Source organism: Pseudomonas sp. NFPP02 (assembly GCF_900119355.1).
Lineage (GTDB): Bacteria > Pseudomonadota > Gammaproteobacteria > Pseudomonadales > Pseudomonadaceae > Aquipseudomonas > Aquipseudomonas paracarnis.
In genome coordinates this window covers 176,611-188,080 of record NZ_FPJI01000002.1, presented here as the reverse complement: position 1 = coordinate 188,080, position 11,470 = coordinate 176,611, and the positions used below count along the sequence as shown (strand labels likewise).

9 protein-coding genes are annotated in these 11,470 nt (G+C 61.7%); 6 read left to right on the top strand and 3 right to left on the bottom strand.

Translation table 11 applies throughout. The features are described 5' to 3' along the window. Window positions 1-115: 115 nt before the first annotated feature. The 3 genes from BT204_RS04275 to BT204_RS04265 all read right to left on the bottom strand — a co-directional run bounded on the left by BT204_RS04275 (window position 116) and on the right by BT204_RS04265 (window position 4,704). Window positions 116-331, bottom strand: coding sequence for a hypothetical protein (locus tag BT204_RS04275; RefSeq protein WP_054922627.1), 216 nt, complete (start codon window positions 329-331; stop codon window positions 116-118). Window positions 332-566: 235 nt separating this feature from the next. Continuing rightward, window positions 567-1,673 carry an agmatine deiminase gene (gene aguA, locus BT204_RS04270; protein ID WP_057975367.1) on the bottom strand — a complete coding sequence of 369 codons (1,107 nt, stop codon included), beginning with the start codon at window positions 1,671-1,673 and terminating at the stop codon, window positions 567-569. Window positions 1,674-1,794: 121 nt separating this feature from the next. Then, window positions 1,795-4,704 carry an aminotransferase gene (locus BT204_RS04265; RefSeq protein WP_072445768.1) on the bottom strand — a complete coding sequence of 970 codons (2,910 nt, stop codon included), beginning with the start codon at window positions 4,702-4,704 and terminating at the stop codon, window positions 1,795-1,797. A gap of 153 nt (window positions 4,705-4,857) precedes the next feature. Between BT204_RS04265 and rfbB the strand changes: the two genes are divergently transcribed. The 6 genes from rfbB to BT204_RS04235 are packed head-to-tail and all read left to right on the top strand — an operon-like array spanning window position 4,858 to window position 11,445. Continuing rightward, entirely contained in the window at window positions 4,858-5,940 is a 1,083-nt protein-coding gene (gene rfbB / locus BT204_RS04260; RefSeq protein WP_057975365.1) for a dTDP-glucose 4,6-dehydratase, read from the top strand. Further along, a complete protein-coding gene (gene rfbA / locus BT204_RS04255; protein ID WP_003187717.1) occupies window positions 5,937-6,812 on the top strand; it encodes a glucose-1-phosphate thymidylyltransferase RfbA in 876 nt (291 codons plus the stop codon). The genes rfbB and rfbA overlap by 4 nt, the downstream gene beginning before the upstream one ends. Next, on the top strand, window positions 6,809-7,354 hold the full coding sequence (rfbC, locus tag BT204_RS04250) for a dTDP-4-dehydrorhamnose 3,5-epimerase (protein ID WP_047712353.1): 546 nt from the start codon (window positions 6,809-6,811) through the stop codon (window positions 7,352-7,354). Before rfbA ends, rfbC begins: the two co-directional genes overlap by 4 nt. Then, on the top strand, window positions 7,351-8,220 hold the full coding sequence (gene rfbD / locus BT204_RS04245; RefSeq protein WP_072445767.1) for a dTDP-4-dehydrorhamnose reductase: 870 nt from the start codon (window positions 7,351-7,353) through the stop codon (window positions 8,218-8,220). Before rfbC ends, rfbD begins: the two co-directional genes overlap by 4 nt. Before the next feature lie 34 nt (window positions 8,221-8,254). Then, window positions 8,255-10,063, top strand: a complete 1,809-nt coding sequence (locus BT204_RS04240) for a sensor histidine kinase (RefSeq protein WP_034125510.1) — start codon at window positions 8,255-8,257, stop codon at window positions 10,061-10,063. Next, window positions 10,060-11,445, top strand: coding sequence for a sigma-54-dependent transcriptional regulator (locus BT204_RS04235; protein ID WP_072445766.1), 1,386 nt, complete (start codon window positions 10,060-10,062; stop codon window positions 11,443-11,445). Before BT204_RS04240 ends, BT204_RS04235 begins: the two co-directional genes overlap by 4 nt. Window positions 11,446-11,470 lie beyond the last annotated feature (25 nt).

Sequence of the window (11,470 nt, the reverse complement as noted above, 5' to 3'; positions counted from 1 at the left end):
CAGATCCCTGTGGGAGCGGGCTTGCCCGCGATAGCGGTGTGCCAGTCACCCAATCTTCAACTGAGCCACCGCCATCGCAGGCAAGCCAGCTCCCACAGTCGGTTTCAGGTGTTCTTTAGTTGCTCATCAACTCGCACAACGCCTGCACTTCGTCCTCCGTGAACAACCCAACCGGGTAGCGCTCACTCATCACGCTGCGCAAATCAGGCAATTGCCTGACCTGTGGCGAGCCGTTCGCCTTCAACCAAAGGGCCAACGCATGGATGGCGTCTGCGTCGACCCGCAAAGGGTGGAACGTACGCGTGTTCATCAGGTGGACATCGGCATTCATTTCAGCGCTCTCTCCTGCTGCGTGAGCGGCTAACTTACTCAAGGTTTGTGACAGAACTGCACGGTCATCCCCCTTGGGCCACTGTAACCACAGCGATACAAGAGCTATGCCAATGTGCCCTGTTCACCGGCATGCAGGCATGAAAAAGCCCGCGACCGGGCTGGGTCGCGGGCTTGCGGGGAACACTGCAAACGCGCGGTGCTCGTGCGCCATCAAGGCGCTGTTACAACTGCACTCACTTTCGCTGCGGGGCTGGCTGCTGTTGGGTCAGGCAATGGATATTGCCCCCACCCAGTAACAATTCGCGGCCCGGCACCATCACCACTTCATGTTGTGGGAACAGGTTCTGCAGGATTTGCTTGGCCTGATCGTCCAACGGGTCATCGAAACTCGGCGCGATGATGCCGCCATTGACGATCAGGAAGTTGACGTAGGAACCGGCCAACCGCACGGTCGGATTACGCTCCTGGCTACCGTCAACCAGGTCTACCCCGGCGCATTCCTCCTCAGTGGCATACAGCGGACCCGGGATCGGCATTTTATGCACGATGAACGAGCGGCCCTGGGCATCGGTGCTGCTTTGCAGCACGTCCATGGCTGCGTGGCAGCGTGGGTAGTTCGGGTCTTGCGGGTCATTGGTCCAGGCCAACAGCACTTCGCCCGGGCGCACGTAGCAGCAGAAGTTATCCACATGGCCGTCGGTTTCGTCGTTGAACAACCCATCCGGCAACCAGATGATCTTGTCTACCGCCAGGTTATCGCTGAGTACCGCCTCAATGGCCGCACGATCAAAGTGCGGGTTGCGGTTGCGGTTCAACAGGCATTCTTCGGTGGTGATCAGGGTGCCTTCGCCGTCGACATGAATCGAACCGCCTTCAAGCACAAAGCCTTCAGTGCGGTAACGCGGTGCGCGCTCCATCTCGAGGATCTTGCCTCCCACCTGGGAATCGCGGTTCCACGGTGCATACAGGCCGCCGTCAAAACCACCCCAGGCGTTGAAGTCCCAGTTCACACCCCGTACTTCTCCACTGCCGTTGATAACGAAAGTGGGGCCAGTGTCGCGAACCCACGCGTCGTCATTGGACATTTCCACCAGGCGGATATTGGGTACGTCCAGGCGGGCACGGGCGTTTTCGTACTGGCTGGCGGAGACCGCGACGGTCACCGGCTCAAAACGTGCGATGGCCTTGGCCACCGCCACATGGGCCGCCTGCGCAGGCTTACCGCCCAGGCGCCAGTTGTCTGGGCGCTCGGGCCAGATCATCCAGGTCTGGGTCTGGGGCGCCCATTCGGCAGGCATGTGAAAGCCATCGGCGCGAGGTGTGCTGTGCAAGGTGGTCATGGCGATCAGGGCTCCGAATGGGGTGAAGGGCAACTTTATAATGGATAAAAATCGGCTTTAACAGACTAAAAACATGATAGGTGCTCGCGCCTGCAAAAAATAGCCGATAACAATCGATAAATCACAGTTGTTCATCCAGCACTTTGGACAGCATGTCCACAAAGAAGTCCACGCTGCGTCTGGACGTCACCATCGGCGGCTTGATTTTGAGGATATTCAGATAATCACCGGTAGGCTGCATGAAAATCCCCAGTTCCCGCAGCCGGTCACACAACAAGGCGGTTTCTGCAGTCGCAGGTTCGAGGGTCTGGCGATCGCGCACCAGTTCAAGGCCCAGATAGAAGCCCGAACCGTGCACGGCACCGACGAGCGGATGGCGATCGATCAATTCCTCCAACCGTGCCTTGAAATGCCCACCTACCAGTTGGGCGTTTTCCCACAGCTTTTCCTCTTCCATCACGTCCAGCACTGCCATGCCGATCCGGCAACTGACCGGGCTGCCTCCCGATGACGAGAAGAAGTAACCCTCGGCCTCCAGCGCCTCGGCAATCTCTCGGCGGGTAATCACTGCGCCCAACGGCTGGCCGTTGCCCATGCCCTTGGCCATGGTAATGATGTCAGGCACCACACCTTGCTGTTCAAACCCCCAGAAGAAATGCCCCATGCGGCCGTAACCCACCTGCACTTCATCGGCGATGCACACGCCCCCCTCGGCACGGACCAGGCCATACACCTGTTGCAGGTAACCCGGTGGCAGGGAGATGCCGCCGGCATTGCCGTACACCGGCTCACAGATGAACCCGGCTAATTGACGCTGGCTCGCGGCGATTTTCGCCAGGTTATGCTCCACACTTCGTACATAGTCCGGCGCGCTGTCCGGCCCGCGGAATTCACCGCGGTAGGTATTGGGCGCGGTCACGGGGTGTACCCAATCCGGGCGGCTGCTCAAGGCCTGGGGGTTATCGGCAATCGACGTGGACACGGCATCCGCCGCCACCGACCAGCCGTGATAGGCCTCCAGCACACTGAGCATGTCGCGCCCGCCGCTGTAGGCCCAGGCCAAACGAATCGCCAGGTCATTGGCCTCGGTGCCGCTGTTGACCAGGAACACCCGGTCCATGCCCTCCGGCGCCAACGCCAGCAGGCGCTCGGAGAACTCGGCAACCGCCGCGTAGTGAAACCGCGAGTTGGTGTTGAGCAACGACCACTGCCGAGCCGCCACTTCAGCCATGCGCGGGTGGCCATGGCCCAGCACGGCCACGTTGTTGAGCATGTCGAGGTACGATCGGCCCTGCATATCGATCAGGTGGTTACGCCAGCCGCGCTCGATACGCGGTGGGTCGGCGTAGTAGTGCTTCTGGGAGCGGGCAAAGCTGGCATCACGCCGGGCCAGCAGGGCTTCTGGGTCCAGTTCCGGCTCCGCATCACAGGCCAGGCCCAACAGCGCTGCGGGTGACGGGCACAACGCCTGCCACGCCAACGCCCGGGAAGGTGTGCAGAACAGCGGTGGCTCAAGGTCGGCGCGGCATAACTGCACAGTCAACGGCGCATGAACCTCGCCCAGCACCTGCCCTTTGACCAGGGTTGCGCCCGGCTTGAGTGATGTGCGCACGCCCCAAAGGCGCAGGCTCAGACCGCCGTCGTGCAAACACAGCAAGCCGTCGGTACCTTCACGCAGCATTCCCGCAAAGGGTGCTTCCAGCACCGTGCCGTGGGGCAGATGCAGTTCGACATGAAGGGGGAAGGTCTCGGGCTCTAGGGCACTGTCGGGGCGGGTGCGCGACAAGCGGTATTGCCCATAACGACTGGCCGCCAGCCCATGCACCGTCGCCGCTTGATCCAGCAAGCGCCGATCGATGCCGGGAGTCTCCCAATTGCCAGCCTCGAAATGCGGGCTGAGTACACCCAGGTCGATCAGCGCAAACTCGCGGCCCACCAAGCCTGGCAATAAAGGCGCGAAGTCTTGGTTGGTGACGGGCGGTAATGTTTTGCCGACGCTGCGCAGAATCGCCGCTTGCATGAGTTCGAAGGGCACCGACGTGGCGATATGGAAGATTTCCCACTCGTGTTCGGCGTTTTTCTTTAGATAAACGTTGTCCGGGTCCAGGCGTTGCTGCTGCTCACTGCTGAGCACCAACACCGCCGCGCGAGCGACGATCAACGGCCACAACACCTCCAGCTCTTCGCGCTGCAACGGCGTGACCGCGTGGCAGGCCTGGATCGCCGGCAAGAGAGCAAATGGATCACCGTCGGCATGGTGCAACAGCGCCGCGCAGGTCACCGAGAGATCGGCAATTCGCCAGGTGTGCACCAGATCGCCGAAATCGATCACGCCTTGTATGCGCCAGTGCCGCTGGGCATCACGCTGCCACATCACGTTGTCGTCGGTGATGTCCATGTGCACCGCTTGCCAAGGCAGGTGTGCCGCCAACGGCTGGACATGCGCCTCGACCTGCCTGGCTGCCTGCTCCAAAGCAGCACGCTGCGGCAGGTCGGGCAAGGTTGCCAGCAGGTGGGTGATCAATGCTTGCGCGTGGCGCGGGTCCCATTGCAGGGTGCGCGCAAGGCCAGGGTGCTCGAAACCTGCCAGCGCGAGGCTCATCTGCCCGCACAGCTCACCAAAGCCTTCGATCACGGTGCGGCTCAGGTGGGGTAAATGCGTCAGGGGCTGGCCGTCGATGTAGTCCAGTAGCCGCAGGTGCAGGGTTTGGTCATCGACGTTGACCGTCAGCAACTCCTCACCCGCCAAGGTCTGGATGACCTTGGGAACACGCAGGCCGGCATGCGCGCCCAGGCTGTTGAGCGCTGCGTGTTGGGCTTGAAGTTCAACCGCGGCGTAGTCACCCCGGCAGATTTTCAAAACGAAGCGGCCCCGTGTGCTGTCAATTCGATAGTTGAGGTCTTGCTGACTGCCCAACGAGTGTAATTTGCCCGCCATACCATAGTGCCGCTCGAGCAGGCATGCTGCTTGCTCGGGGGTTACTTGTGGGCAAGGCAAGCTGGCACGGTGGGTCAACGTGGCTAACGACATTGTGACGACCTTTGTTTTTTCAGGCGTCTATATCGCCATTGTTCAGGGGCACAAGGCAACCCCCCAGTAATACAGCGCTTGCACCACCCGGCTCGCACCACTCAAGCTATGCTTCATCCGCATAATGTCTATCAAAGGAAAGGGCCCTCCGATATGCGCATTCTCGTTACTGGCGGCGCTGGCTTTATCGGCTCAGCCCTGATCCGCCACCTGATCCAGCACACCGAGCACGAGGTGCTCAACCTGGACAAGCTGACTTACGCCGGCAACCTCGAGTCGCTGACCAGCATCGCGTCCAACAGCCGCTATGAGTTTGTCCAGGCCGATATCATCGACCAGGTCACCGTCAGCGCCTTGCTCGCACGCTTCGAACCCGATGCGATCATGCACTTGGCGGCCGAGTCCCATGTCGACCGCTCCATTGACGGCCCGTCGGATTTTATCCAGACCAACATCGTTGGCACCTACAGCCTGCTGGAAGCCACGCGAGCCTATTGGCAGAAGCTGGCAGAGCCGGCAAAAAGCGCATTCCGTTTCCACCACATCTCCACTGATGAGGTGTATGGCGACCTGCACGGCGTGGACGACCTCTTCACCGAGACCACGCCTTACGCACCGAGCTCGCCGTATTCCGCGAGCAAGGCAGCGTCCGACCACCTGGTACGCGCCTGGCAGCGCACCTATGGCCTGCCGGTGCTGTTGACCAACTGCTCGAACAATTACGGGCCGTTCCATTTCCCCGAAAAATTGATCCCGCTGGTGATTCTCAACGCCCTGGCGGGCAAGCCACTGCCGGTGTATGGCGATGGTCTGCAGGTGCGTGACTGGCTGTTCGTCGAGGATCATGCCCGTGCGCTGCTCACAGTGGTCACCACTGGGGTTGTGGGCGAAACCTACAATATCGGCGGCCACAACGAACAGAAGAACATCGACGTGGTACGTGGCATCTGCGCCCTGCTGGAAGAACTGGCGCCGCAACGCCCAGCCGGTGTGGAGAAATTCACTGACCTGATCACCTTCGTCAAGGATCGCCCAGGCCACGACCAACGCTACGCCATCGACGCCAGCAAGATCGAACGCGAACTGGGCTGGGTCCCGGAAGAAACCTTCGAGACCGGCCTGCGCAAAACCGTACAGTGGTACCTCGATAATCTGGAATGGTGCAGCAGGGTCCAGGACGGCAGTTATCAGGGAGAACGATTGGGCAACACCGACTTGAAGGATCTAATCGCATGATGAAGGGAATTGTATTGGCTGGCGGCTCCGGCACTCGCCTACACCCCATTACGTTGGGAGTGTCCAAACAGCTGTTGCCGGTGTATGACAAGCCGATGATCTACTACCCGATATCCGTGCTGATGCTCGCAGGCATCAAGGACATTCTGGTGATCTCCACTCCGGTAGACCTACCGCAGTACCGAAACCTGCTGGGAGACGGCAGCCAGTTTGGCGTGCGTTTCACGTATGCCGAACAGCCTTCCCCGGACGGGCTGGCTCAAGCATTTATCATTGGCGAAGAGTTCATCGGTGATGACGCGGTGTGCCTGATTCTGGGGGACAACATCTTCCACGGCCAGCATTTTGGCGATCAGTTACGCACCGCAGCCGAGCGCTCCTCGGGCGCTACTGTTTTCGGCTATTGGGTGAAAGACCCGGAGCGCTTCGGTGTGATTGATTTCGATAAAGAGGGCCGCGCCCTTTCCATCGAAGAAAAACCGGCAAAGCCCAAGTCACCGTATGCCGTGACCGGCCTGTACTTCTACGACAACGACGTGATCAAGATCGCCAAGGCGGTCAAGCCTTCGCCACGCGGCGAGCTGGAGATCACCGACGTCAACAATGCCTACCTTCAGCGTGGCGATCTTCACGTTGAACGCTTCGGCCGTGGGTTCGCCTGGCTCGACACCGGCACCCATGACAGCCTGCTGGAAGCCTCGACCTACGTTCAGACCATCGAGCACCGCCAGGGCTTGAAAGTGGCCTGCCTGGAAGAGATCGCCTATGAAAATGGCTGGATCGATCGTGATTATCTGCTGGAGCGCGCCAAGTACTTTGGCAAGACCGGCTACGGCCAATACCTCTACTCGCTTGCCGGAGAGACCCAGTGAATGTAGTTGAAACCACACTACCCGGCGTACTGATCCTCGAGCCAAAGGTATTCGGCGACGAACGCGGTTTCTTCTACGAAAGCTTCAATGCGCGCGCCTTTGAAGCAGCCACCGGGCTCAAGCGTAATTTCGTGCAGGACAATCACTCACGCTCGCAAAAAGGCGTGCTGCGAGGTTTGCACTATCAGCTTGAACACACTCAGGGCAAGCTGGTACGTGTTACCTACGGTGAAGTGTTGGACGTAGCGGTCGACATCCGTCGCAGCTCACCCAACTTTGGCCAGTGGGTAGGTGTCCGCCTGTCGGCACAGAACCATCGCCAACTCTGGGTGCCAGAAGGCTTCGCCCATGGTTTCGTGGTGTTGAGTGAGTACGCAGAGTTCCTGTACAAAACCACCGACTACTACCAGCCAAGCGCCGAGCGCAGCATTCTCTGGAATGATCCGACGCTGGCCATCGACTGGGAGCTGGCCGAACCGCCGCAACTCTCCGCCAAGGATCAGGTCGGCAAACTGCTGATGGAAGCTGACTTGTTCCCATGAAAATCCTCATCACCGGCCAACACGGCCAAGTCTCCCAGGAGCTGCAACAGCGGCTCAAGGGCCTGGGCGAACTCCTCGTCCTGGGCCGCGACCAGCTTGACCTGGCAGACGCAGACCTTATCCGCCAGCAAGTACGCACCCATCGCCCTGACCTGATCATCAACGCGGCGGCCCACACCGCCGTCGATCTGGCCGAGAGCGAGCCGGACGCTGCGTTCGCCATCAATGCCATCGCCCCCGGCATCCTCGCCGAAGAGGCCAGGGCGTTGGGCATCCCGCTGATTCACTACTCGACCGACTACGTGTTCGACGGCACCAAACCTGCCCCGTACACCGAAAGCGACACGCCTAACCCATTGGGTGTCTACGGCCAGAGCAAGCTGGCGGGCGAGCAGGCGATTGCGGCTGCAGGCGGCGAGTACCTGATCTTGCGCACCAGTTGGGTCTATTCCAGCCACGGCAAGAACTTCCTGCTGACCATGCAGCGCCTCCTGCAGGAAAAACCGCAGATGCGCATCGTGGCCGACCAGATCGGTGCGCCGACCTGGGCCGGGACTATCGCCAACAGCACCCGCGTGCTGATCGAGCAGTGGCAGGCCGGTAAGGCAGGGGATTGGGGTGTTTACCACCTCACTGCCCAGGGTGAGACTTCATGGTTCGGCTTTGCCCAAGCCATTGGCGAGCAACTGCGCGCCGAGGGCAAGGCCTGCGCCGAGCTGGAGCCGATCCCTTCCAGCGCCTACCCGACCCCCGCCAAGCGCCCGCTGAACTCGCGCCTGGACTGCACCCGCCTGCAACAGCAATGGCACGTCAGCCAGCCACAGTGGCAAGACGCATTGCACGAGTGTCTTGCACAGCAGCACTAGGCATAATGCGCCTGTACCCACAGGCGCGACTTCCATGACCCCACCCCTTCCGCGAAGACCCCGCTGGCGCAGCCTCGCCCTGCTGGCTCTGTGCCTGGCACCGCTGTTGTGGCCGCTGGAGCATTTGGCCGAGCGCTATTACCGCAGCGAGCTGGCCGGGCAAAACCGCCAGACCCTCGACCTCTACGTCGCCAACTTGCTGGGCACCCTGCATCGCTACGAAATACTGCCGCAGATCCTCGGGGACTTACCGGCCCTGCGCACTGCATTGGGCGCGCCCCACGTCAGCACCCACCTGGTCAATGCCAACCAGTTGCTCAAGGACGTCGCCGCCCAGGCCGGGGTAGAGGTGATGTATCTGATGGACACCACCGGCAAAACCCTCGCCGCGTCCAACTGGGACAAACAAGACAGCTTTGTGGGGCGCAACTTTTCCTTCCGTCCGTATTTCAGCGAAGCCATGGCCGGGCGCCTCGGACGGTTCTTCGGCCTGGGCACCACCTCGGCCAAGCGCGGCTACTTCTTCGCCGCCGCGGTGCGTGACGGCGATACCATCATCGGCGTGCTGGTGGTGAAGGTCGACCTGGACCACACCGAAAGCCTGTGGGGCAATACCCCGGAACAATTGCTGGTCACCGACCACAACGGCGTGGTGATCCTCACTTCGCGCCCGCAATGGCGATTCCGCGCCACGCGGCCACTGACCGCCGAAGAACGCCAGGCCATCATTGCTATCCAGCCCTACCCCACCCGCGACCCGCAGCCGTTGAGCCTCAGCAGCAGCGCTTGGCTGCGCCAGTCCACGGCTATCGCCGAGACCGGCTGGAACGTGGAAATCCTCGCGCCGCGCTCGCTGATCAATCGTCCGGTGCGCACGGTCGTCGCCGTGGGCGGTGCCACGTTGTTGGTGCTGATGCTGTTGCTGGGGTTGCTGATGCAGCGCCGCCGGCACTATCTGGAACGCATCGCCTTCGAAGCCAAGGCCCGCCGCGAGTTGGAAATGCGCGTGGCCGAGCGTACCAGCGACCTGGAGGGCCTTAACCGGCGCCTTAAACAGGAAGTGCTGGAGCGCGAGCATGCCCAGCAAGAACTGGTGCGCGCCCAGGATGATCTGGTCCAGGCCGGTAAACTCTCGGCGCTGGGCACCATGTCGGCGAGTATCAGCCATGAACTGAATCAGCCACTGGCGGCGATTCGCAGCTATGCCGAAAACGCTGAGATCCTGCTCGACCATGAGCGCACCAACGATGCCCGCGGCAACCTCAAGCTGATCAGTGAATTGACCGGGCGTATGGCCTCGATCATCGCCCACTTGCGCGCCTTCGCCCGCCGTGACCGTCACGCGCCGGAGAGCGTGGCCCTGCAACCGGCACTGGATGACGCCCTGGCATTACTGGCCAAGCGTCGGCGTTCGATGGAGGTGGAGTTGATTCGCGACTTGCCAGAGGCGACCTTGTGGGTGCAGGCCGGTGAAACCCGTCTGCGCCAGGTGCTGGGTAACTTGCTGGCCAATGCTCTGGACGCCCTCACCGAAAAAGGCCCGCCACGCAGACTCTGGCTGAGTGCCGAAACCACGCCCCAGGGCGTCAACCTGTACATTCGCGACAATGGCCCGGGCTTTTGCATGGAAGCCCTGGGCCGCGCCAGCGAGCCGTTCTACACCACCAAGACGCGCACCCAGGGCCTGGGCCTGGGCCTGGCGATCTGCGACACCCTGATGCGCGCCTTCGGCGGCGAACTGTTGTTCGCCAACCACAAGGAGGGCGGCGCGCTGTTAACCTTGAAATTGCGCGCCGGCTCGCCGGGCGTCAGTCTGCAACCGTCCGAGGACCGCAGTGTATGAGTATCGACAACTCGATTCAGGTGGTATTGATCGACGACGATCCACACCTGCGTCAGGCCCTTTGCCAGACCCTGGACCTGGCCGGCCTGAAAGTCCTGCCCCTGGGAGAAGCCAACGGGCTCACCGCACGCCTGTCCCGCGACTGGCCGGGCGTGGTAGTCAGCGACATTCGCATGCCTGGCATGGACGGCCTGGAATTGTTGGCCGAACTGCACGGCCAGGACCCCGACCTGCCGGTGCTGCTGATCACCGGCCACGGCGACGTACCGCTGGCGGTGCAGGCCATGCGTGCCGGCGCCTATGACTTCCTGGAAAAACCCTTCGCCAGCGACGCGCTGCTCGACAGCGTGCGCCGTGCCCTGGCCCTGCGCCGGCTGGTGCTGGACAACCGCAGCCTGCGCCTGGCTCTTAGCGACCGCCAGCAACTCAGTACGCGCCTGGTAGGGCACTCGCCACAGATGTCGCGCCTGCGCGAGCAAATCGGTGCACTGGCCGCGACCAAGGCCGATGTGCTGATCCTCGGCGAAACCGGGGCAGGCAAGGAGGTCGTCGCCCGCGCCCTGCACGATCTCTCAAGCCGACGCAGCGGCCCGTTTGTGGCGATCAATGCCGGAGCACTGGCGGAATCGGTGGTGGAAAGCGAACTGTTCGGTCATGAACCCGGCGCGTTTACCGGCGCGCAAAAGCGCCGCATCGGCAAGTTCGAGTTTGCCAATGGCGGCACGCTGTTTCTGGATGAAATTGAAAGCATGAGCCTGGATGTACAGGTCAAGTTGCTGCGCCTTTTACAGGAGCGCGTCGTGGAACGCCTGGGTGGCAATCAGCTGATCCCGCTGGATATCCGCATTATCGCCGCCACCAAGGAAGACCTGCGCCAGGCCGCCGACCAGGGCCGCTTCCGTGCCGACTTGTATTACCGCCTCAATGTGGCGCCGCTGCGCATCCCCCCGCTACGAGAACGGGGCGAAGATGCGCTGATGCTGTTCCAGCACTTCGCCGACGAGGCCAGCAGCCGCCACGGCCTGCCCTTGCACGAACTGCAACCGGGCCAGCGCGCGCTGTTGCTACGCCACAGCTGGCCGGGCAATGTGCGGGAACTGCAAAACGCCGCGGAGCGTTTCGCCCTCGGCCTGGAGTTGGCCCTGGATAACACCCAGGACCACCCCGCCGCCGGTGTGCTGACTTCCACACCCGGAGGCCTGAGCGAGCAAGTCGAACAGTTCGAAAAAAGCCTGATCGCCGCCGAACTGACCCGCCCCCACAGCTCTGTGCGCAGCCTCGCCGAAGCCCTGGGCGTACCGCGCAAAACCTTGCACGACAAACTGCGCAAACACGGCCTGAACTTCGCCGACAGTGCCGGCCAGAGCGCCGATGACGAATGACATCGTCCACCTACAAAGAGGCCGC

Excerpts from the sequence above, each read along its gene's own strand:
- BT204_RS04275 (WP_054922627.1), bottom strand. The coding sequence starts at position 331 with ATGAATGCCGATGTCCACCTGATGAACACGCGTACGTTCCACCCTTTG.
- aguA (WP_057975367.1), bottom strand. The coding sequence starts at position 1,673 with ATGACCACCTTGCACAGCACACCTCGCGCCGATGGCTTTCACATGCCT.
- BT204_RS04265 (WP_072445768.1), bottom strand. The coding sequence starts at position 4,704 with ATGTCGTTAGCCACGTTGACCCACCGTGCCAGCTTGCCTTGCCCACAA.
- rfbB (WP_057975365.1), top strand. The coding sequence starts at position 4,858 with ATGCGCATTCTCGTTACTGGCGGCGCTGGCTTTATCGGCTCAGCCCTG.
- rfbA (WP_003187717.1), top strand. The coding sequence starts at position 5,937 with ATGATGAAGGGAATTGTATTGGCTGGCGGCTCCGGCACTCGCCTACAC.
- rfbD (WP_072445767.1), top strand. The coding sequence starts at position 7,351 with ATGAAAATCCTCATCACCGGCCAACACGGCCAAGTCTCCCAGGAGCTG.
- BT204_RS04240 (WP_034125510.1), top strand. The coding sequence starts at position 8,255 with ATGACCCCACCCCTTCCGCGAAGACCCCGCTGGCGCAGCCTCGCCCTG.
- BT204_RS04235 (WP_072445766.1), top strand. The coding sequence starts at position 10,060 with ATGAGTATCGACAACTCGATTCAGGTGGTATTGATCGACGACGATCCA.